The sequence below is a fragment of the Lutimaribacter degradans genome, assembly GCF_023703375.1.
Classification (GTDB): Bacteria; Pseudomonadota; Alphaproteobacteria; order Rhodobacterales; family Rhodobacteraceae; genus Lutimaribacter; species Lutimaribacter degradans.
Map to the genome: position 1 here is coordinate 1 of NZ_JAMQGO010000010.1, position 17,425 is coordinate 17,425.

Consider the following 17,425-nt stretch of genomic DNA (forward strand, 5'->3'; position numbering starts at 1 on the left):
CTGATCGCCCCGATCGCCATGGAAGACGGCCTGCGCTTCGCCATCCGCGAAGGCGGTCGCACCGTCGGCGCCGGCGTCGTCTCCAAGATCATCGAGTAAGAAAAACCTTCGGGTTCGACGAGGGCCGGCGGATGGTCTGCCGGTCCTCCTATCAACTCCAAAGCCGCGAAAGGCTAATCAAATGCAAAGCCAGAACATTCGCATTCGGCTAAAGGCGTTCGATTACCGCGTACTGGACTCCAGCACGCAGGAAATCGTGAACACCGCGAAACGGACCGGCGCACAAGTGCGCGGGCCGATTCCGCTGCCGAACAAGATCGAGAAATTCACGGTTCTCCGTGGCCCGCACGTGGACAAGAAATCCCGCGAACAGTTCGAGATCCGCACGCACAAGCGCCTTCTCGACATCGTTGATCCGACCCCGCAGACGGTGGACGCGCTGATGAAGCTCGACCTCGCCGCCGGCGTGGATGTCGAAATCAAGCTGCAGTCGTAAGGAGGGCAAGAAACATGTTGCGCTCTGGTATTATCGCAAAAAAGATCGGCATGACCCGTATCTTCCAGGAAGACGGCAAGCAGGTGCCGGTGACCGTTCTGCAGTTGGACAAGCTGCAGGTGGTGTCGCAGCGCACCGCGGACAAGGATGGCTACAGCGCCGTTCAGCTGGGTGCCGGCACGGCCAAGGCCAAGCGGACCAGCCAGCCGATGCGCGGCCATTTCGCGGCTGCCAAGGTGGAGCCCAAGCGGAAGCTGGCCGAGTTCCGCGTCGATCCGGCAAACCTGATCAACGTGGGCGAGGAAATCACCGCCGACCATTACTTCGAAGGTCAGTTCGTCGACGTGACGGGCACTTCCATCGGTAAGGGCTTTGCCGGTGCCATGAAACGCCACAATTTCGGTGGTTTGCGCGCCTCTCACGGCGTGTCGATCAGTCACCGTTCGCATGGTTCGACCGGCCAGTGCCAAGACCCCGGCAAGGTGTTCAAGGGCAAGAAGATGGCCGGCCACATGGGCGCAGCCCGCGTGACCACGCAGAATCTCCAGGTGGTGCGCACCGATGCCGACCGTGGCCTGATCATGGTCAAGGGCGCTGTGCCCGGCTCGAAAGGTGGTTGGGTGACGGTCAAGGACGCGGTGAAAAAACCGTTTCCTGAAAACGCCATCCTTCCCGCGGCGCTGAAATCGGCTGCCGAGGAAGCCGCGAAAGCGGCTGAAGAAGCCGCCGCACAGGCAGAAGCCGAAGCCAAGGCCGCCGAAGAGGCCGCACTGGCAGAGCAGGCAGCAGCCGAAGAGGCCGCCCTGAAGGATGCCGAGGCGGAAATCCAGGCCGAGAAGAAGGAAGGCGACGAATGAAACTCGACGTGATCAAACTGGACGGCGGCAAGGCCGGGTCCGTGGATCTGTCCGACGATCTGTTCGGGCTCGAGCCGCGCGCCGATATCTTGCACCGTGTCGTCCGCTGGCAGCGCAACAAGGCGCAGGCCGGCACTCACAAGGTGAAAACTCGGTCGGAAACCAGCTACTCGACCAAGAAGATCTACCGCCAGAAGGGTACCGGTGGCGCACGCCACGGCGACCGGAACGCGCCGATCTTCCGCAAGGGTGGTATCTACAAGGGCCCGACCCCGCGCAGCCATGGACATGAATTGCCCAAGAAGTTCCGCAAGCTTGGTTTGCGCCACGCGCTGTCGGCAAAAGCCAAGGCGGGCGAGCTGGTCGTGATCGACTCGGCCGAGGCGGACGGCAAGACCGCCGCGCTGGCCAAGCAGGTCAAGAACCTGGGCTGGAAGCGCGCCCTGATCATTGACGGTGCCGAGGTGAACGAAGGCTTCGCCAAGGCCGCGCGCAACATCGAGGGTCTCGATGTGCTTCCGTCGATGGGCGCAAACGTCTATGACATTCTCAAGCGTGACACGCTGGTGATCACGAAGGCGGGTGTCGAAGCACTGGAGGATCGTCTGAAATGAGCGCGAAGGCAGAACATTACGACGTGATCCGCAAGCCGATCATCACCGAGAAATCAACCATGGCGTCGGAGAACGGCGCGGTGGTGTTCGAAGTGTCGATCGACGCGGCCAAGCCGCAGATCAAGGAAGCGGTCGAGGCGTTGTTCGGGGTCAAGGTGAAGGCGGTCAACACCACCATCACCAAGGGCAAAGTAAAGCGTTTTCGCGGCCAGATGGGCAAGCGGAGAGACGTGAAAAAAGCCTATGTGACCCTGGAAGAGGGCAACACGATCGACGTGACCACTGGTCTTTGATCGGTTGGCGGGCTGAACCCCGCCTTACGAAACCTGCGAAGCCCCTGCCGACAGGCGGGGGCTTTTCCTTTGGGCGTAGGCCGGGAGGGACCGGGCGCCGATAGGCAGGCCTGGCGCCGCATCGCGTGACATTCGTGATTGCCAGGCACAGGGAATTGCCCGTGGGCCTTGACCCCGTGCCATCCTTCCCCTATCAGGCCCCATCGGCACAGCCCCGGATTCGTCCGGGGCTCTGTCTTTGTTCGAAAGAACACAACGAACCGGGCACCTACGGGGGCCTATATCAAAGGCCACCTACGGGGGGCTTACACCCTAGGCGGGGTTCGCCCTGCCGTTTGCTAACGGAAGACAGAAAGCATGGCACTCAAGTCGTACAAGCCGACGACGCCGGGCCAGCGCGGGCTGGTGCTGATCGACCGTTCGGAGCTGTGGAAAGGACGTCCTGTCAAATCCCTTACCGAGGGTTTGACAAAGTCGGGCGGCCGCAACAACACCGGGCGGATTACCTCGCGTCGTCGTGGGGGTGGGGCGAAACGCCTTTACCGGATCGTCGATTTCAAGCGCAACAAATACGATGTGGCGGCCACCGTCGAGCGGATCGAATATGACCCGAACCGGACCGCTTTCATTGCGCTTATCAAGTATGAAGATGGCGAGCAGGCCTATATCCTGGCACCTCAGCGTCTGGCTGTCGGTGACAAGGTTCTGGCCGGCAACAAGGTGGACATCAAGCCGGGCAACGCGATGCCTTTCAGCGGCATGCCCATCGGCACGATCGTTCACAATATCGAACTGAAGCCCGGCAAGGGTGGCCAGATCGCGCGCGCCGCGGGCACCTATGCCCAGTTCGTCGGCCGCGATGGCGGTTATGCCCAGATCCGCCTTTCCTCGGGCGAGCTGCGCATGGTGCGCCAGGAATGCATGGCCACCGTCGGTGCCGTGTCGAACCCCGACAACAGCAACCAGAACTACGGCAAGGCCGGCCGCATGCGCCACAAGGGCATTCGCCCCAGCGTTCGCGGTGTGGTCATGAACCCGATCGACCACCCCCACGGCGGTGGTGAGGGCCGGACCTCGGGTGGTCGTCACCCGGTTACGCCCTGGGGCAAGCCGACAAAGGGTGCTCGCACCCGCAACAAGAACAAAGCGTCGCAGAAGCTGATCATCCGCTCGCGTCACGCCAAGAAGAAAGGGCGCTAAGACATGTCTCGCTCTGTTTGGAAAGGCCCCTTTGTTGACGCTTACGTGCTTAAAAAAGCCGAAGCGGCACGGGAATCGGGCCGGAATGAAGTTATCAAGATCTGGTCGCGCCGCTCGACGATCCTGCCCCAGTTCGTGGGCTTGACGTTTGGCGTCTACAACGGCCGCAAGCACGTTCCAGTGAACGTAACCGAAGATATGATCGGCCAGAAGTTCGGTGAGTATTCGCCGACGCGTACCTACTACGGGCACGCGGCCGACAAGAAAGCGAAGCGGAAGTAAGTCATGGGCAAGGCAAAAAATCCCCGCCGCGTGGCAGACAACGAAGCTATGGCGAAAACACGCATGCTTCGCACCAGCCCGCAGAAACTTAACCTCGTTGCAGCGATGATCCGCGGCAAGAAGGTGGACAGGGCGTTGAACGACCTCACCTTCAGCAAGAAGCGGATTGCGGAGGACGTGAAGAAATGCCTTCAGTCCGCGATCGCCAACGCCGAGAACAACCACAACCTTGACGTCGACGAATTGGTCGTCGCCGAGGCCTATGTTGGCAAGAACCTGGTGATGAAGCGTGGCCGTCCGCGGGCACGTGGCCGTTTCGGCAAGATCGTCAAGCCGTTCTCGGAACTTACCATCACGGTGCGTCAAGTTGAGGAGCAAGCCTAATGGGTCAGAAAGTCAATCCGATCGGCATGCGCCTCCAGGTCAACCGCACCTGGGATAGCCGTTGGTATGCCGACACCAAGGATTTCGGCGATCTTCTTCTGGAAGACGTCAAGATTCGTGAGTTCATCAAGGAAGAGTGCAAGCAGGCCGGCGTGGCCCGCGTGATCATCGAACGCCCGCACAAGAAGTGCCGCGTTACGATCCACACGGCGCGTCCGGGCGTGATCATCGGTAAAAAGGGCGCCGATATCGAGGTTCTGCGCAAGAAACTGGCGGCTATGACCGACAGCGAACTGCACCTGAACATCGTCGAAGTACGCAAGCCCGAGCTGGACGCCGCGCTGGTGGCCGAAAACATCGCACAACAGCTGGAGCGCCGCGTTAGCTTCCGCCGTGCGATGAAACGGTCAGTGCAGAATGCCATGCGTATGGGTGCCGAAGGCATCCGGGTCAACGTTGCGGGCCGTCTTGGCGGCGCGGAAATCGCCCGGACCGAGTGGTACCGCGAAGGCCGTGTGCCCCTGCACACCCTGCGCGCCGACATCGACTATGCTCTGGCCGAGGCATCCACGCCCTATGGTATCATTGGTATCAAGGTCTGGATCTTCAAAGGCGAAATCATGGATCACGATCCCAGTGCCCGTGAACGTCGTCAGCAAGAGCTCCAGGATGGTCCCGCGCCCCGTGGCGCCGGCGGCCGTCGTTAAGGAGGTTTGAGAGATGCTTCAACCAAAGCGCACAAAATTCCGCAAGATGCACAAGGGCCGGATCAAGGGCGATGCCAAGGGCGGCTCTGATCTGAACTTTGGCACCTACGGCTTGAAGGCCGTCCAGCCCGAGCGCGTGACAGCGCGGCAGATCGAGGCGGCCCGCCGCGCGATGACCCGCCACATGAAACGCCAAGGCCGCGTCTGGATCCGTATCTTCCCCGATACGCCCGTGACGTCAAAACCCACCGAAGTTCGGATGGGTAAAGGTAAGGGTTCGGTCGATTTCTGGGCCTGCAAGGTCAAGCCTGGCCGCGTGATGTTCGAGATCGACGGCGTCAACGAAGACATCGCACGCGAGGCCCTGCGCCTGGCGGCGATGAAGCTGCCGATCAAGAGCCGTATCGTGGTTCGCGAAGACTGGTAAGCCGAGGGCAGATTTGCCTGGCTGACAAAACGAAGCCCCCGGCGCGAAAGCGGCGGGGGTTCTTCTATTTGCTTTGGGCACAAGGGGGGCGACAGCCTTGGGGGTGGCACCTACTTGCGTTTCGGTCGGTCCTGCCATCTCGGTCAATTCACCTGGTCTTGACGAGCCGATCCGACGCTTGCGCTAGTTAGAAATGTTTTAACCGGCGTTGGGCCAAATGCGCTGCATCTCTGTCTCGAAACGGGACCAGGTTAAAGTGGCGCGGTTGCCGGCATACCCGTGATAATAGCTTTTTCCGTTGGGCAAGGGCAGGCCGGCCCATATACGCGCCAGGTTTCTCATGAATTTATGCCGGTCGAGCGTGCCGGCCTTGAAGGCACGGAACCCTGCCTCTTCAAGCAGACTGACTGCCATGGCGTCCTGCACGGTCGGAGAGAAAACCGTGTCCGGGCCAAAACCGCGTTCGCGGGCCACACGCCTCAGGGTGGTGGGAATGAATTGGTATCGGCCGATTGCGTGGGGCTGCCCCGGCGTTGCCTGGATCCATTCATGGATCTGGCCCAATGTCATGCGCGTGGGAATCTGTGTGGGCTTGACCTGCGCACCGGCCTGTACCGCGTCATAACCGGCGCGCCCTGCCTCGGCCTTGGCGATCAGCGACAGCAGGTGGGCAACAGGCCCGGAGATGCCCACCCGGGGATGTGCCCGGGTGTTCGGCTCGGGCGAGGCAAACAGGCTGCCAGCGGCCCGACCGGCAAACAGGCTGGCGCTGGTGCCGTTGCTGGCTTGTGTGGAACCGCCCGCCACGAGTGCGGCCTGTTGAAACAACGATGGCACCTCTGCCCGGGCGACGCCCGCCCATAGCAACAGGATGAAGATGGCGTTTCTGCCCATTCGGCGCGATCCCGTTCCGGTTCACGCCGCCCCTTGTGGCAGACAGGGATGAATTCTTCGTTGCTGGCCCCGCTCAATCCCAGCGGTAATTGAAACTGACCGAGATCCGCTCATCCTCGGCCATGTTCATGGGCACCTCGTGGCGCAGCCAGCTTTCCCACAGCAGCACGTCGCCAACGGCTGGTTTGACATAGACAAAGGGTTGTAGCTCGCGCGGGGCATCCTTGCGGCGGGTGGGGGCGGCCATCATACGGGCTGAACGCGGATCTTCGAGTTTTAGCGCCGAGGCCCCATCGGGCATCTGCACATAGGTCGTGCCCGATATCACCGAATGAGGGTGGATATGGCTGGAATGGGTGCCGCCTTCAGGCAAGATGTTGATCCACAGGTCTTCAAGAATCAATTTTCCGTCGCCGAGGTCGAAAGCCAGATCTTCGGCAAAAACCGCGACATGGGCATCGAGCGCGGTGACGATGTCGGCGAAAATCGGAAATCGCCACGGCAGATCGGTCAGCGATGCGTAGGACGTGTAACCGGGATAGCCGTTTTCCTCGCACCAGCTCTGGCCGGCCTCGTCATCCTCGGCGATAGAATAGCAGGCGCCGACCAATTCGGCCGCATCGACCCCGGGGCCGTGATCATTGAGAGAGGCCTGGTAAAGGCGGGTGACGAAAAGCGAGTCGATCTGTGCCATGGGCGCTCCGACGGTGGTGAAATCTGGAAATCAGGCGCATCTTATGGCTATATGACGCAGGAAAGACCATAAAAAAAGCCGGATGCGCGGTGTTTATCCGCGCGCGGAATACCTACTTTGGGATTATTCCAAAACATGAGGTTGATATGCCCAATAATTCCGTACTCAAAGATCTGAACACCGCCCTGCAGATGGAACTTACGGCTGCACACCAGTACCAGTTGCATGCCCACGTTCTTGACGATTGGGGGCTCGATCGGCTGGCCGCGCAGATGCGCGAAGAGTTCGCTGAGGAAAACGAGCATTCCAACCGCTTCCTGGAGCGCATCTTTGACCTGGGTGGTGAGCCGGAGATGGGATTCGCCAACACGCCCAAGATTGCCAAATCCCTGTCTGACATGTTCGAGTCGGACCTGAAGGACGAGAAAGAGGCGGTCGCGTTCTATACCCGCGCCTCCAAGAACGCTTACGAAGCCGACGATCTGGCCAGCAAGGCACTGTTCGAGGAAATCGCCATTGATGAGGTCGGGCACGCCAATTGGCTGGATCAGCAGCTTGGCCTGATCGAAAGGCTGGGCGAAGAGCGTTACGCATCCAAGCAGATTTCGGGCGGCGCGGCTGACGAAGAAGGTTAACTGCCCGGCAGCGGATATCCCATCGCACATCAAAACAAGGCCGCGCCCGATGATCTTGGCGGCGCGACCTTGACGTTAGGCCCGGAAATCGACGGGCAAGGGGTTGCCAACGGCCGGATCGGCGTGTATTGCGCAGCCTTCACCAGAACTCCACCGGAATCGGGGTTACCAAAGGGCCCCCCGGTGATGTTGAGAAAGGACACGGGCGATGAACGCCACCGAATTGCGTGACAAAACGCCGGATCAGCTGCGTGACGAGCTGACCAACCTCAAGAAAGAATCGTTCAACCTGCGCTTTCAGCAGGCAACCGGCGCGATGGAGAACACCGCCCGGATGCGTCAGGTCCGCCGCGACATCGCGCGCGTCAAGACCATGTTGAACGAAAAAGCCCAAGCGGCAGCACAGTAAGGAGCCTGACAGATGCCCAAACGTATTCTCCAAGGCACCGTGACCTCGAACCAGAACAACCAGACAGTCACCGTCCTGGTCGAGCGCCGCTTTACTCACCCGGTTCTGAAAAAGACCATTCGCAAGTCGAAGAAGTATCGGGCCCACGACGAGAACAACCAGTTCAACGTCGGCGACAGCGTCCGCATTCAGGAATGTGCGCCGAAGTCGAAAACCAAACGCTGGGAGGTGGTGGCCCAATAAGGCCCCCGCAACCTGATTTAAGCGAAACCCTGGGGAAACGGCAATAACGCCCCCCAAAGGTCGGGAGTAACCCTATGATCCAGATGCAGACAAATCTGGATGTTGCTGACAACTCCGGCGCGCGCCGGGTGCAGTGCATCAAGGTTCTGGGCGGTTCGCACCGCCGCTATGCGTCGGTTGGTGACATCATCGTTGTTTCGGTGAAAGAAGCCATTCCGCGCGGCCGTGTGAAAAAGGGCGACGTGCGCAAGGCCGTCGTCGTTCGCACCGCCAAAGAGGTTCGTCGCGAAGACGGCACCTCGATCCGTTTTGACCGCAACGCCGCGGTGATCCTCAACAATAACGGCGAGCCGGTAGGCACCCGTATTTTTGGCCCGGTCGTTCGCGAACTGCGCGCCAAGAATTTCATGAAGATCATCTCGCTCGCCCCGGAGGTGCTGTAAGATGGCTGCGAAACTGAAATCCGGCGACAAGGTTGTCGTGCTGTCCGGCAAGGACAAGGGCAAGCAGGGCACCATCACCAGCGTCGACCCCAAGACCGGCAAGGCCGTGGTTGACGGCGTGAACATGGCCATTCGCCACACCCGCCAGAGCCAGGCAAGCCAAGGCGGCCGTCTGCCCAAGGCGATGCCGATCGACCTGTCAAACCTGGCGATCGTCGACAAGAACGGCAAACCCACACGGGTCGGCTTCAAACAGGAAGGCGACAAGAAGGTGCGTTACGCCAAGACCACGGGGGACGTGATCGATGCTTGATACGGCCAACTACACCCCGCGCCTGAAAGCGCAATATCGCGAAACCATCCGCCCGGCTCTGAAAGAAGAGTTCGGCTACAAGAACGACATGCAGATCCCGCGTCTGGACAAGATCGTTCTGAACATCGGCTGCGGTGCCGAAGCGGTGAAAGACAGCAAGAAAGCCAAGTCGGCACAGGAAGACCTGTCGTTGATCGCCGGCCAGAAGGCGCTTGTCACCACGGCCAAGAACTCGATCGCAGGTTTCCGTGTTCGCGAAGGCATGCCCATGGGCGCCAAGGTGACACTGCGCGGCGACCGCATGTACGAATTCCTGGATCGTCTGATCACCATCGCGATGCCGCGCATCCGTGACTTCCGCGGTGTTCCGGGCAAATCCTTTGATGGGCGTGGCAACTATGCCATGGGCCTCAAGGAACATATCGTTTTCCCCGAGATCAACTTCGACAAGGTCGACGAGGTTTGGGGCATGGACATCGTGATTGCCACCACTGCATCCACCGATGCCGAAGCCAAGGCGCTGTTGAAGCATTTCAACATGCCCTTCAACAGCTGATCGCGAGAGGATTGAGACATGGCTAAGAAAGCAATGATCGAACGCGAAAAGAAGCGCGAGCGCCTCGTCGCGAAATATGCCGCCAAGCGCGCGGCTCTGAAAGAAGTCATCCGGGACGAAAGCAAGCCGATGGAAGAACGTTTCCGCGCCTCGCTGAAGCTGGCCCAGCTGCCGCGTAACAGCTCGGCCACCCGTTTGCACAACCGCTGCCAGCTGACCGGGCGCCCCCACGCTTACTATCGTAAGCTGAAGGTCAGCCGGATCATGCTGCGGGATCTTGGCTCGAACGGCCAGATCCCCGGTATGGTGAAATCGAGCTGGTAAGGGAGAGAGTGATATGAACGATCCTATCGGCGATATGCTCACCCGTATCCGCAACTCGCAAATGCGGGGCAAGTCCACCGTGATCACGCCGGGCTCCAAGCTGCGTGCCTGGGTTCTGGACGTGCTTGCGGACGAAGGCTACATTCGCGGCTACGAGAAGGGCTCTGATGCCAACGGTCATCCGACCTTGGAAATCAGCCTGAAATACTTTGACGGCACCCCCGTCATTCGTGAGATCAAGCGTGTTTCCACGCCGGGTCGTCGCGTTTACATGGGTGTGAAGGACATTCCGCAGGTTCGTCAGGGCCTGGGCGTGTCGATTGTCAGCACGCCCAAGGGTGTGATGTCGGATGCAAATGCGCGCGCAGCCAATGTCGGCGGCGAAGTGCTTTGCACGGTGTTCTAAGGAGGAGCTAATGTCTCGTATTGGGAAACAACCGGTCGAGCTGCCCTCGGGTGTCACCGCTAACCTGTCCGGCCAGACCATCGAAGTGAAAGGCCCGAAGGCCACACACAGCTTCACGGCAACCGATGATGTCACCATTGCCATCGAGGAAAATCGCGTGACGGTTACGCCGCGCGGTAAATCCAAGCGTGCGCGCCAGCAGTGGGGCATGAGCCGCACGATGGTCGCCAACATGGTCAAGGGCGTCACCGACGGTTTCAAGAAAGAGCTTGAGATTAGCGGCGTCGGCTACCGTGCGCAGATGCAGGGCAACACCCTGAAACTGTCGCTGGGCCTTAGCCATGATGTCGATTTCGAAGTGCCACAGGGGGTCACCGTGACCTGCCCGAAGCAGACCGAGGTCGTGATCGAAGGCAATGATCCGCAGCTCGTCGGTCAGGTCGCGGCCAATATCCGCGAATGGCGTCGCCCCGAGCCCTACAAGGGCAAGGGCATCAAGTACAAGGACGAGTATATCTTCCGCAAGGAAGGCAAGAAGAAATAAGGACGCGACAGATGGCAAACAGCAAACGAATCCTGTTCCAGAAGCGCCGCCTGCGCGTCCGGAACAAATTGCGGAAGGCAAACGCGGGTCGCGTGCGCCTTTCCGTTCACCGCAGCAACAAGAACATCAGCGTGCAGCTGATCGACGACGTTCAGGGCCGTACCCTGGCCTCGGCCTCCTCTCTCGAGAAGGATCTAGGCCTCGCCGGCAAGAACAACGTCGAGGCAGCTGCCAAGGTGGGCACGGCTATTGCCGAGCGCGCCAAGAAGGCTGGTGTTAACGAGTGCTACTTCGATCGTGGCGGCTTTCTGTTTCATGGGAAGGTGAAGGCTCTGGCCGAAGCTGCCCGTGAAGGCGGCCTGAAGTTCTAAGGAGACGATAGACATGGCAAGACAAGACAACCGCCGCGACCGTCGCGACCGCGACGAAGCTCCGGAGTTCGCCGATCGTCTCGTAGCGATCAACCGCGTGTCCAAGACCGTCAAGGGTGGTAAGCGTTTCGGCTTTGCAGCCCTGGTGGTCGTGGGCGACCAGAAAGGCCGGGTCGGCTTTGGCAAGGGCAAGGCCAAGGAAGTGCCCGAAGCCATCCGCAAGGCAACCGAGCAGGCAAAGCGCAACATGATCCGCGTGGCCCTGCGTGAAGGGCGCACCCTGCATCACGACGTGAAAGGGCGCTGGGGGGCCGGCAAGGTCGTCATGCGCACCGCACCGCAGGGTACCGGTATCATCGCCGGCGGCCCGATGCGTGCCGTGTTCGAGATGTTGGGCGTGCAGGACGTGGTCGCAAAATCGATCGGGTCGCAGAACCCCTACAACATGATCCGCGCCACGCTGGACGGCCTTAAGGCCGAGCAGTCGCCGCGATCGGTCGCACAGCGCCGTGGCAAGAAGGTCGCCGACATTCTGCCCAAGCGCGAAGAAAGCCCGCAGGAAAGCGGCCAAGTGGCTGAGGAGGCGTAAACCATGGCCAAGACCATCGTTGTCAAGCAGATCGGGTCTCCGATCCGCCGCCCCGCCAAGCAGCGCCAGACGTTGATTGGCCTTGGGCTGAACAAGATGCACAAAACCCGTGAGCTTGAAGACACGCCCGCCGTGCGCGGCATGATCGCCAAGATCCCTCACATGGTCGAGATCATCGAAGAAAAGGGCTAAGCCCGCGCCGGGCTGAAGCCCGGCCTACCCAAATCGAGACGCCCCGGGCGGAAATGGCCGGGGCGTTTCTCGTTTTCGCCGAAATCTGTGCTCTTGAACGCAGGGCGCATCCCGTCTATACGCGCCCGGTGGCCGATTGCGCCACGACTCAGCAACCAAGAAATGCCGCGTCCGGCCCGTTCGCTTCGGGGTCGGTTCCGGCCTAGGAGAAGCGACATGAAACTTAATGAACTGCGCGACAACCAAGGCGCCACGAAAAAGCGGATGCGCGTCGGCCGCGGCCCCGGCTCGGGCAAGGGCAAGATGGGTGGCCGTGGTATCAAGGGCCAAAAAGCGCGTTCGGGCGTGGCCATCAAGGGCTACGAAGGCGGCCAGATGCCGCTTTACCAGCGTCTTCCCAAGCGTGGCTTCAACAAGCCGAACCGCAAGAAATTTGCCGTGGTGAACCTCGGGTTGATCCAGAAATTCGTCGACGAGAAGAAACTGGATGCCGCCAAGGTGACCGAAGACGCGCTGATCGAATGTGGCCTGGTGCGTCGCAAGCTTGATGGTGTTCGCGTTCTGGCGAAGGGCGATGTCAGCGCCAAATTGAACATCGAAGTGACCGGTGCATCGAAATCGGCCATCGCCGCCGTTGAAAAGGCGGGGGGCTCGCTGACGGTCACAACCGCGCAGGCGGCCGAATAACGGGTTGTGGGCGGCGCCCGCGCCGCTTACAAACGTCCCAGTTTTCCTGATAACGCCGCCTGACGCTGGAAAACGCGTCGGGCGGCGTTCGCGCTAGAGAGAGACCGCATGGTATCTGCAGCTGAACAAATGGCGGCGAACACGAGTTGGGCCGCTCTTGGCAAGGCAACCGACCTTCGCAACCGCATCCTTTTTACTCTCGGTCTGTTGATCGTCTATCGGCTGGGTACCTTCATCCCGGTGCCCGGGATCGACGGTGCAGCGCTGCGAGACTTCATGGAAGGTGCCGCGGCGGGTCTGGGGGGCATCTTGTCGATGTTCACCGGCGGCGCCCTGGGGCGCATGGGTATCTTTGCCTTGGGCATCATGCCCTACATCTCGGCCTCGATCATCGTGCAGCTTCTGGCATCCATGGTGCCGGCGCTGGAGCAGATGAAGAAAGAGGGCGAGCAGGGCCGCAAGAAGATGAACCAGTACACCCGCTACGGCACGGTGTTCCTGGCCACGCTTCAGGCTTACGGTCTGGCCGTCAGCCTGGAAACGGGCGACCTGGTGACAGATCCGGGACTGTTCTTCCGCGCATCCTGCGTGATCACGCTGGTTGGTGGCACCATGTTCCTAATGTGGTTGGGTGAACAGATCACCGCCCGCGGGATCGGCAACGGTATTTCGCTTATCATCTTTGTCGGAATCATCGCCGAGCTGCCGGCCGCGCTGGCGCAGTTCCTCAGCCAGGGCCGGTCGGGCGCGATCAGCCCCGCGGTCATCGTCGGCGTCATCGTTATGGTCATCGCCGTGATCGCCTTCGTGGTGTTCATGGAGCGGGCGCTTCGCAAGATCCATATCCAGTATCCGCGCCGGCAGGTGGGGATGAAGGTTTATGACGGCGGGTCCAGCCACTTGCCGGTCAAGGTCAATCCATCAGGCGTTATCCCGGCCATCTTCGCAAGCTCGCTGTTGCTGCTGCCCACCACGATCAGCACGTTCTCGGGCAATCAGACCAGCCCGATCATGTCCACGATCCTGGCGTATTTCGGGCCCGGCCAGCCGCTTTACCTGGCTTTCTTCACGCTCATGATCGTGTTCTTTGCCTATTTCTACACGTTCAACGTGGCCTTCAAACCCGATGACGTGGCCGACAACCTGAAGAACCAGAACGGGTTCGTACCAGGTGTGCGCCCGGGCAAGAAGACAGCCGATTACCTGGAATACGTGGTCAACCGTGTTCTCGTTCTGGGCTCGGGCTATCTTGCCGCCGTGTGCCTGCTGCCCGAGATCCTGCGTAGCCAGTTGTCGATCCCGTTCTATTTCGGGGGCACTTCGGTGCTTATTGTCGTGTCGGTGACGATGGACACGATTCAGCAGGTTCAAAGCCACTTGTTGGCACACCAGTATGAGGGCCTGATCGAGAAATCGCAGCTGCGCGGCAAGGGCGGCAAGAAGCGGAAGAAAGGACCAGCACGCCGATGAACATCATTCTTCTTGGCCCTCCGGGCGCGGGTAAAGGCACACAAGCGCGCATCCTGGTTGATGAGCATGACATGATCCAGCTAAGCACCGGCGACATGCTGCGCGAAGCCAAGGACAGTGGCACCGAGATGGGCAAGATCGTGGCCGACGTCATGGCCCGTGGCGACCTGGTGACCGATGACATCGTGATCGGGTTGATCCGTGAAAAGCTGCAGGGTGACAAGAAGGGCGGTTTCATCTTCGATGGCTTTCCGCGGACCTTGGCGCAAGCCGACGCCTTGACAGGATTGCTGGCCGAGACGGGCGAAAAGCTCGATGCCGTGATCGAGATGCAGGTGGATGACGAGGCGTTGGTAAGCCGTATCACCGCGCGGTCGACCTGCAGCAATTGCGGCGAGGTCTACAACGACCACACCAAGCCCATCCCGGCCGATGGCATTTGCACCAGCTGCGGCCAGAAGGCAGAGTTCAAGCGCCGTTCGGACGATAACGAGGAAAGCCTCAAGAATCGTTTGATGGAATATTACAAGAAGACTAGCCCATTGATCGGTTACTATTACGCCAAGGGCGCGTTGACGCGCGTCGACGGCCTGGGCGATATTGACGCGGTAAAGGCGGAAATCGCTGCTGCGCTGGATTGAACCCGGCCAACAGCACAGTAGGGGCTTGACGCCGGGGGCGTTAGCTCCTAGTCAGCGCTATCCCGGTCTTGCGGGTGATTCCCTGTGGAATCCTGAAATCTCGAACATCAGCTGTGGCCCGCAGGCAACGCCTCGGGCCTCCGTTGTGAAAAAAGGTTCTGGCGTTACGGAACCGCAACGAAAGGAAAGATAACGTGGCACGTATTGCCGGCGTAAACATCCCGACACATAAACGGGTGCCAATCGCACTCACCTACATCCACGGTATTGGCCCATCTGCGGCCAAGGCAATATGCGACGCCGTGAGCATCGACCATGCCCGTCGCGTCAACGAACTGAGCGATGCCGAAGTGCTTGCCGTTCGCGAGCATATCGATGGCAATTACACCGTCGAAGGCGATCTGCGCCGCGAAGTGCAGATGAACGTCAAGCGCCTGATGGACCTGGGGTCGTATCGTGGCCTGCGCCATCGTCGCAACCTCCCTGTGCGCGGTCAGCGCACCCACACCAACGCACGCACGCGCAAGGGCCCCGCAAAGCCCATCGCTGGCAAGAAGAAGTAAGGGAGGCACCGTTCAATGGCACGTGATACCCGTCGTGGGGGCAAGAAAAAGGTCTCCAAGAACATCGCAGCTGGCGTCGCACATGTGAATTCCAGCTTCAACAACACCAAGATCCTGATCTCGGACGTGCAGGGCAACGCCATTTCGTGGTCGTCTGCCGGCACAATGGGCTTCAAGGGCTCGCGCAAGTCGACGCCCTACGCCGCACAGCTGGCCGCGGAAGACGCCGGCCGCAAGGCGCAGGAGCACGGCATGAAGACACTGGAAGTCGAAGTGCAGGGTCCAGGTTCGGGTCGTGAATCGGCGCTGCGTGCGCTGGCAGCCGTCGGCTTCAACATCACGTCGATCCGTGACGTGACGCCGATTGCACATAATGGCTGCCGCCCGCCCAAACGTCGCCGGGTCTGATCCAGCTGATTTTTGCCGGGGCCGTGCAAAATGCGCGGCCCCCGCACGTCAATTTAACCTCGGGCGTTCCGACCTTAAGGACATGGGGACGGAACTGGAATGGAGGGCTACATGATCCACAAGAACTGGCAAGAGCTGATCAAGCCGACGCAGCTGGAAGTCAAGCCGGGCAACGATCCGACCCGTCAGGCCACCGTGATCGCCGAGCCGCTGGAGCGTGGCTTTGGTCTGACGCTGGGCAACGCGCTGCGCCGCGTGCTGTTGTCTTCGCTGCAAGGCGCCGCGATCACCAGCGTTCAAATTGACAATGTCCTGCACGAGTTTTCGTCGGTCGCCGGCGTGCGTGAGGATGTCACCGACATCGTTCTGAACCTCAAGGGCATCAGCCTGCGCATGGAAGTCGAAGGCCCCAAGCGCCTGTCGATCAATGCCAAGGGTCCAGGTGTCGTCACTGCCGGCGATATCTCGGACAGCGCCGGCATCGAGGTTCTGAACAAGGAGCACGTGATCTGCCACCTCGACGAGGGTGCCGATCTGTACGTGGAATTGACGGTCAACACCGGCAAGGGCTATGTCGCCGCCGACAAGAACAAGCCCGAGGATGCCCCCATCGGCCTGATCCCGATCGATGCGATCTATTCGCCGGTCAAGCGGGTCAGCTATGACGTGCAGCCCACCCGTGAAGGGCAGGTTCTGGATTACGACAAGCTGACTCTGAAGGTGGAAACCGACGGTTCGGTTACGCCCGAAGATGCCGTGGCCTATGCCGCGCGCATCGTGCAGGATCAGCTTTCGATCTTCGTGAACTTCGAAGAACCCGAAAGCGCCTCGCGCCAGGATGACGATGACGGGCTGGAATTCAACCCGCTGTTGCTCAAGAAGGTGGACGAGCTGGAGCTTTCTGTACGCTCGGCCAACTGCCTGAAGAACGACAACATCGTCTATATTGGCGACCTGATCCAGAAAACCGAAGCCGAGATGCTGCGCACCCCGAACTTCGGCCGCAAGTCGCTGAACGAGATCAAAGAGGTTCTGTCGGGCATGGGCCTGCACCTTGGCATGGATGTCGAGGACTGGCCGCCGGAAAACATCGAAGACCTGGCCAAGAAGTTCGAAGACCAGTTCTGAGACCAGCGTAGGGCGGGGCTGGCCCCGCCTTCCGCCAAGCCAGGGCCATGGGCCCCAAGGAGAGCCGGTGACACGCATCGCCGGCCGGACAAAGCAAAACCGCCCGTAGAGGGCAACGATTAGGAGAGACACATGCGTCACGCAAAGGGCTATCGCCGCCTCAACCGCACCCATGAACACCGCAAGGCGCTGTTCGCGAACATGGCCGGCTCGTTGATCGAGCACGAGCAGATCAAGACGACCCTGCCCAAGGCCAAGGAACTGCGCCCGATCATCGAAAAGATGATCACGTTGGCAAAGCGCGGCGATCTGCACGCACGCCGCCAGGCTGCCTCGCGCCTCAAGCAAGAGGCCCATGTTGCCAAGCTTTTCGAAGTTCTGGGCCCCCGCTATGCCGAGCGTCAGGGCGGCTATGTCCGCATCCTGAAGGCGGGTTTCCGTTACGGCGACATGGCGCCGATGGCGATCATCGAATTCGTTGACCGCGATGTTGACGCCAAGGGCGCGGCCGACAAGGCGCGCTCCGCAGCCGACGAAATGGCGGAAGACGCGGAATAAGATTTCCGTCATCCAGACGTTCTGGCCCTGCCGCTGCCGCGGCGGGGCCTTTTCTTTTTGGCGGCACCCCACCGGCGCCGGGTTGCAATGCGGCGCG

General features: G+C 60.5%; 31 protein-coding genes. 29 read left to right on the forward strand and 2 right to left on the reverse strand.

Features of this window, described 5'->3' with window-relative positions; all coding sequences use genetic code 11:
* From M8744_RS13580 to rplP, 10 genes are all read left to right on the forward strand, one after another.
* The coding region (locus M8744_RS13580) for an EF-Tu C-terminal domain-related protein (RefSeq protein ID WP_017929992.1) at positions 1-99 on the forward strand (99 nt) is incomplete at its 5' end.
* Between the two features lie 82 nt (positions 100-181).
* A complete protein-coding gene (gene rpsJ, locus M8744_RS13585) occupies positions 182-496 on the forward strand; it encodes a 30S ribosomal protein S10 (RefSeq protein WP_251418685.1) in 315 nt (104 codons plus the stop codon).
* A gap of 14 nt (positions 497-510) precedes the next feature.
* Complete coding sequence (rplC, locus tag M8744_RS13590; RefSeq protein WP_251418687.1) at positions 511-1,353, forward strand: 50S ribosomal protein L3; 843 nt, start codon at positions 511-513, stop codon at positions 1,351-1,353.
* Positions 1,350-1,967: a 50S ribosomal protein L4 gene (rplD, locus tag M8744_RS13595; RefSeq protein ID WP_251418689.1), complete on the forward strand. Its 618-nt coding sequence runs from the start codon at positions 1,350-1,352 to the stop codon at positions 1,965-1,967. Before rplC ends, rplD begins: the two co-directional genes overlap by 4 nt.
* Positions 1,964-2,260, forward strand: a complete 297-nt coding sequence (locus tag M8744_RS13600; protein WP_251418691.1) for a 50S ribosomal protein L23 — start codon at positions 1,964-1,966, stop codon at positions 2,258-2,260. Before rplD ends, M8744_RS13600 begins: the two co-directional genes overlap by 4 nt.
* A 357-nt stretch (positions 2,261-2,617) precedes the next feature.
* Positions 2,618-3,460, forward strand: a complete 843-nt coding sequence (gene rplB, locus M8744_RS13605; RefSeq protein WP_251418693.1) for a 50S ribosomal protein L2 — start codon at positions 2,618-2,620, stop codon at positions 3,458-3,460.
* 3 nt (positions 3,461-3,463) lie between these two features.
* Positions 3,464-3,742, forward strand: a complete 279-nt coding sequence (gene rpsS / locus M8744_RS13610; RefSeq protein ID WP_251418695.1) for a 30S ribosomal protein S19 — start codon at positions 3,464-3,466, stop codon at positions 3,740-3,742.
* Between the two features lie 3 nt (positions 3,743-3,745).
* Positions 3,746-4,126 (forward strand): 50S ribosomal protein L22, encoded by a 381-nt coding sequence (gene rplV, locus M8744_RS13615; protein ID WP_251418697.1) that lies wholly within the window; start codon positions 3,746-3,748, stop codon positions 4,124-4,126.
* The gene (rpsC, locus tag M8744_RS13620) at positions 4,126-4,833 is read left to right on the forward strand and encodes a 30S ribosomal protein S3 (protein WP_251418698.1); all 708 of its coding nucleotides are present in this window, start codon (positions 4,126-4,128) and stop codon (positions 4,831-4,833) included. Before rplV ends, rpsC begins: the two co-directional genes overlap by 1 nt.
* A 13-nt stretch (positions 4,834-4,846) precedes the next feature.
* The gene (gene rplP, locus M8744_RS13625; protein ID WP_251418700.1) at positions 4,847-5,260 is read left to right on the forward strand and encodes a 50S ribosomal protein L16; all 414 of its coding nucleotides are present in this window, start codon (positions 4,847-4,849) and stop codon (positions 5,258-5,260) included.
* A gap of 198 nt (positions 5,261-5,458) precedes the next feature.
* On the opposite strand, the gene M8744_RS13630 is transcribed toward rplP, so the two are convergent.
* Together M8744_RS13630 and M8744_RS13635 are read right to left on the reverse strand one after the other, a co-directional pair.
* On the reverse strand, positions 5,459-6,154 hold the full coding sequence (locus M8744_RS13630) for a lysozyme family protein (protein WP_251418702.1): 696 nt from the start codon (positions 6,152-6,154) through the stop codon (positions 5,459-5,461).
* 73 nt (positions 6,155-6,227) lie between these two features.
* A complete protein-coding gene (locus M8744_RS13635; RefSeq protein ID WP_251418704.1) occupies positions 6,228-6,848 on the reverse strand; it encodes a 2OG-Fe(II) oxygenase family protein in 621 nt (206 codons plus the stop codon).
* A gap of 146 nt (positions 6,849-6,994) precedes the next feature.
* Between M8744_RS13635 and M8744_RS13640 the strand changes: the two genes are divergently transcribed.
* The 19 genes from M8744_RS13640 to rplQ all read left to right on the forward strand — a co-directional run bounded on the left by M8744_RS13640 (position 6,995) and on the right by rplQ (position 17,328).
* The gene (locus M8744_RS13640; protein ID WP_252409408.1) at positions 6,995-7,483 is read left to right on the forward strand and encodes a bacterioferritin; all 489 of its coding nucleotides are present in this window, start codon (positions 6,995-6,997) and stop codon (positions 7,481-7,483) included.
* Positions 7,484-7,691: 208 nt separating this feature from the next.
* Positions 7,692-7,892 (forward strand): 50S ribosomal protein L29, encoded by a 201-nt coding sequence (gene rpmC / locus M8744_RS13645; protein WP_251418708.1) that lies wholly within the window; start codon positions 7,692-7,694, stop codon positions 7,890-7,892.
* A 12-nt stretch (positions 7,893-7,904) separates the two neighbouring features.
* Positions 7,905-8,135, forward strand: a complete 231-nt coding sequence (gene rpsQ, locus M8744_RS13650; RefSeq protein WP_251418710.1) for a 30S ribosomal protein S17 — start codon at positions 7,905-7,907, stop codon at positions 8,133-8,135.
* Between the two features lie 74 nt (positions 8,136-8,209).
* Positions 8,210-8,578, forward strand: a complete 369-nt coding sequence (gene rplN, locus M8744_RS13655) for a 50S ribosomal protein L14 (protein WP_251418712.1) — start codon at positions 8,210-8,212, stop codon at positions 8,576-8,578.
* Between the two features lies 1 nt (position 8,579).
* Positions 8,580-8,891 carry a 50S ribosomal protein L24 gene (rplX, locus tag M8744_RS13660; RefSeq protein WP_251418714.1) on the forward strand — a complete coding sequence of 104 codons (312 nt, stop codon included), beginning with the start codon at positions 8,580-8,582 and terminating at the stop codon, positions 8,889-8,891.
* Entirely contained in the window at positions 8,884-9,447 is a 564-nt protein-coding gene (gene rplE / locus M8744_RS13665; RefSeq protein ID WP_251418716.1) for a 50S ribosomal protein L5, read from the forward strand. The genes rplX and rplE overlap by 8 nt, the downstream gene beginning before the upstream one ends.
* 18 nt (positions 9,448-9,465) lie before the next feature.
* Positions 9,466-9,771 (forward strand): 30S ribosomal protein S14, encoded by a 306-nt coding sequence (gene rpsN / locus M8744_RS13670; RefSeq protein ID WP_251418718.1) that lies wholly within the window; start codon positions 9,466-9,468, stop codon positions 9,769-9,771.
* Between the two features lie 13 nt (positions 9,772-9,784).
* Entirely contained in the window at positions 9,785-10,177 is a 393-nt protein-coding gene (rpsH, locus tag M8744_RS13675; RefSeq protein WP_251418720.1) for a 30S ribosomal protein S8, read from the forward strand.
* Positions 10,178-10,187: 10 nt separating this feature from the next.
* Positions 10,188-10,721, forward strand: coding sequence for a 50S ribosomal protein L6 (gene rplF, locus M8744_RS13680; RefSeq protein ID WP_251418721.1), 534 nt, complete (start codon positions 10,188-10,190; stop codon positions 10,719-10,721).
* Between the two features lie 11 nt (positions 10,722-10,732).
* Positions 10,733-11,092, forward strand: a complete 360-nt coding sequence (gene rplR, locus M8744_RS13685; RefSeq protein WP_251418723.1) for a 50S ribosomal protein L18 — start codon at positions 10,733-10,735, stop codon at positions 11,090-11,092.
* 13 nt (positions 11,093-11,105) lie between these two features.
* Positions 11,106-11,681: a 30S ribosomal protein S5 gene (gene rpsE / locus M8744_RS13690; protein ID WP_251418725.1), complete on the forward strand. Its 576-nt coding sequence runs from the start codon at positions 11,106-11,108 to the stop codon at positions 11,679-11,681.
* A 3-nt stretch (positions 11,682-11,684) separates the two neighbouring features.
* Positions 11,685-11,873 (forward strand): 50S ribosomal protein L30, encoded by a 189-nt coding sequence (rpmD, locus tag M8744_RS13695; protein WP_251418727.1) that lies wholly within the window; start codon positions 11,685-11,687, stop codon positions 11,871-11,873.
* A 216-nt stretch (positions 11,874-12,089) separates the two neighbouring features.
* Complete coding sequence (gene rplO, locus M8744_RS13700) at positions 12,090-12,560, forward strand: 50S ribosomal protein L15 (protein ID WP_251418729.1); 471 nt, start codon at positions 12,090-12,092, stop codon at positions 12,558-12,560.
* A 108-nt stretch (positions 12,561-12,668) separates the two neighbouring features.
* Positions 12,669-14,030, forward strand: coding sequence for a preprotein translocase subunit SecY (gene secY / locus M8744_RS13705; RefSeq protein ID WP_251418731.1), 1,362 nt, complete (start codon positions 12,669-12,671; stop codon positions 14,028-14,030).
* Positions 14,027-14,671, forward strand: a complete 645-nt coding sequence (locus tag M8744_RS13710) for an adenylate kinase (protein WP_251418734.1) — start codon at positions 14,027-14,029, stop codon at positions 14,669-14,671. Before secY ends, M8744_RS13710 begins: the two co-directional genes overlap by 4 nt.
* A gap of 194 nt (positions 14,672-14,865) precedes the next feature.
* Positions 14,866-15,234: a 30S ribosomal protein S13 gene (gene rpsM, locus M8744_RS13715; RefSeq protein ID WP_251418736.1), complete on the forward strand. Its 369-nt coding sequence runs from the start codon at positions 14,866-14,868 to the stop codon at positions 15,232-15,234.
* A gap of 15 nt (positions 15,235-15,249) precedes the next feature.
* Positions 15,250-15,642, forward strand: a complete 393-nt coding sequence (gene rpsK, locus M8744_RS13720) for a 30S ribosomal protein S11 (RefSeq protein WP_251418738.1) — start codon at positions 15,250-15,252, stop codon at positions 15,640-15,642.
* 111 nt (positions 15,643-15,753) lie between these two features.
* Positions 15,754-16,770: a DNA-directed RNA polymerase subunit alpha gene (locus M8744_RS13725; protein WP_251418740.1), complete on the forward strand. Its 1,017-nt coding sequence runs from the start codon at positions 15,754-15,756 to the stop codon at positions 16,768-16,770.
* A gap of 132 nt (positions 16,771-16,902) precedes the next feature.
* Complete coding sequence (gene rplQ / locus M8744_RS13730) at positions 16,903-17,328, forward strand: 50S ribosomal protein L17 (RefSeq protein ID WP_251418742.1); 426 nt, start codon at positions 16,903-16,905, stop codon at positions 17,326-17,328.
* The last annotated feature ends 97 nt before the right edge of the window (positions 17,329-17,425 follow it).

Bases quoted from the DNA above. Each gene is read 5' to 3' on its own strand.
- rpsJ (WP_251418685.1), top strand. From the start codon at position 182: ATGCAAAGCCAGAACATTCGCATTCGGCTAAAGGCGTTCGATTACCGC.
- rplC (WP_251418687.1), top strand. From the start codon at position 511: ATGTTGCGCTCTGGTATTATCGCAAAAAAGATCGGCATGACCCGTATC.
- rplD (WP_251418689.1), top strand. From the start codon at position 1,350: ATGAAACTCGACGTGATCAAACTGGACGGCGGCAAGGCCGGGTCCGTG.
- M8744_RS13600 (WP_251418691.1), top strand. From the start codon at position 1,964: ATGAGCGCGAAGGCAGAACATTACGACGTGATCCGCAAGCCGATCATC.
- rplB (WP_251418693.1), top strand. From the start codon at position 2,618: ATGGCACTCAAGTCGTACAAGCCGACGACGCCGGGCCAGCGCGGGCTG.
- rpsS (WP_251418695.1), top strand. From the start codon at position 3,464: ATGTCTCGCTCTGTTTGGAAAGGCCCCTTTGTTGACGCTTACGTGCTT.
- rplV (WP_251418697.1), top strand. From the start codon at position 3,746: ATGGGCAAGGCAAAAAATCCCCGCCGCGTGGCAGACAACGAAGCTATG.
- rpsC (WP_251418698.1), top strand. From the start codon at position 4,126: ATGGGTCAGAAAGTCAATCCGATCGGCATGCGCCTCCAGGTCAACCGC.
- rplP (WP_251418700.1), top strand. From the start codon at position 4,847: ATGCTTCAACCAAAGCGCACAAAATTCCGCAAGATGCACAAGGGCCGG.
- M8744_RS13630 (WP_251418702.1), bottom strand. From the start codon at position 6,154: ATGGGCAGAAACGCCATCTTCATCCTGTTGCTATGGGCGGGCGTCGCC.
- M8744_RS13635 (WP_251418704.1), bottom strand. From the start codon at position 6,848: ATGGCACAGATCGACTCGCTTTTCGTCACCCGCCTTTACCAGGCCTCT.
- M8744_RS13640 (WP_252409408.1), top strand. From the start codon at position 6,995: ATGCCCAATAATTCCGTACTCAAAGATCTGAACACCGCCCTGCAGATG.
- rpmC (WP_251418708.1), top strand. From the start codon at position 7,692: ATGAACGCCACCGAATTGCGTGACAAAACGCCGGATCAGCTGCGTGAC.
- rpsQ (WP_251418710.1), top strand. From the start codon at position 7,905: ATGCCCAAACGTATTCTCCAAGGCACCGTGACCTCGAACCAGAACAAC.
- rplN (WP_251418712.1), top strand. From the start codon at position 8,210: ATGATCCAGATGCAGACAAATCTGGATGTTGCTGACAACTCCGGCGCG.
- rplX (WP_251418714.1), top strand. From the start codon at position 8,580: ATGGCTGCGAAACTGAAATCCGGCGACAAGGTTGTCGTGCTGTCCGGC.
- rplE (WP_251418716.1), top strand. From the start codon at position 8,884: ATGCTTGATACGGCCAACTACACCCCGCGCCTGAAAGCGCAATATCGC.
- rpsN (WP_251418718.1), top strand. From the start codon at position 9,466: ATGGCTAAGAAAGCAATGATCGAACGCGAAAAGAAGCGCGAGCGCCTC.
- rpsH (WP_251418720.1), top strand. From the start codon at position 9,785: ATGAACGATCCTATCGGCGATATGCTCACCCGTATCCGCAACTCGCAA.
- rplF (WP_251418721.1), top strand. From the start codon at position 10,188: ATGTCTCGTATTGGGAAACAACCGGTCGAGCTGCCCTCGGGTGTCACC.
- rplR (WP_251418723.1), top strand. From the start codon at position 10,733: ATGGCAAACAGCAAACGAATCCTGTTCCAGAAGCGCCGCCTGCGCGTC.
- rpsE (WP_251418725.1), top strand. From the start codon at position 11,106: ATGGCAAGACAAGACAACCGCCGCGACCGTCGCGACCGCGACGAAGCT.
- rpmD (WP_251418727.1), top strand. From the start codon at position 11,685: ATGGCCAAGACCATCGTTGTCAAGCAGATCGGGTCTCCGATCCGCCGC.
- rplO (WP_251418729.1), top strand. From the start codon at position 12,090: ATGAAACTTAATGAACTGCGCGACAACCAAGGCGCCACGAAAAAGCGG.
- secY (WP_251418731.1), top strand. From the start codon at position 12,669: ATGGTATCTGCAGCTGAACAAATGGCGGCGAACACGAGTTGGGCCGCT.
- M8744_RS13710 (WP_251418734.1), top strand. From the start codon at position 14,027: ATGAACATCATTCTTCTTGGCCCTCCGGGCGCGGGTAAAGGCACACAA.
- rpsK (WP_251418738.1), top strand. From the start codon at position 15,250: ATGGCACGTGATACCCGTCGTGGGGGCAAGAAAAAGGTCTCCAAGAAC.
- M8744_RS13725 (WP_251418740.1), top strand. From the start codon at position 15,754: ATGATCCACAAGAACTGGCAAGAGCTGATCAAGCCGACGCAGCTGGAA.
- rplQ (WP_251418742.1), top strand. From the start codon at position 16,903: ATGCGTCACGCAAAGGGCTATCGCCGCCTCAACCGCACCCATGAACAC.